Source organism: Rhizobium sp. TBD182 (assembly GCF_001950375.1).
In the GTDB taxonomy this organism is placed as follows: domain Bacteria; phylum Pseudomonadota; class Alphaproteobacteria; order Rhizobiales; family Rhizobiaceae; genus Agrobacterium; species Agrobacterium tumefaciens.
In genome coordinates, this window is record NZ_BDLN01000012.1 from 28,268 (window position 1) to 28,735 (window position 468).

A 468-nucleotide genomic window follows, 5' to 3' on the forward strand; every position below is an offset into this window, starting at 1 on the left:
ACGGGAGAAGTTTACCTGTCGCGAGTGCGAGAAGATCACGCAGCCACCAGCACCCTTCCATGTAACGCCACGCGGCTTTGCCGGGCCAAACCTGCTGGCGATGATCCTGTTCGAGAAGTTCGCCCAGCACCAGCCGCTCAATCGTCAGAGCGAACGCTATGCTCGCGAGGGCGTCGACCTTAGTTTATCGACGCTTGCAGATCAGGTCGGAGCTTGCGCCGCGACGTTGAAGCCACTTCATTCTCTGATCGAAGCGCATGTCCTTTCTGCCGAACGTCTGCACGGCGACGACACGACCGTGCCAATCCTGGCCAAGGGAAAGACAGATACGGGCCGCATTTGGACCTATGTCCGGGATGATCGGCCGTTCGGAGGCCTCTCACCGCCGGCAGCCCTTTACTATGCCTCGCGCGATCGACGGCAGGAGCATCCGGAACGCCACCTGAAGACCTTCACCGGTATTCTGCA

1 protein-coding gene is annotated in these 468 nt (G+C 60.0%); it reads left to right on the top strand.

Features of this window, described 5'->3' with window-relative positions; all coding sequences use genetic code 11:
• On the top strand, positions 1-468 hold a 468-nt coding region (locus T18_RS28000; RefSeq protein ID WP_323455273.1), incomplete at both ends, for an IS66 family transposase.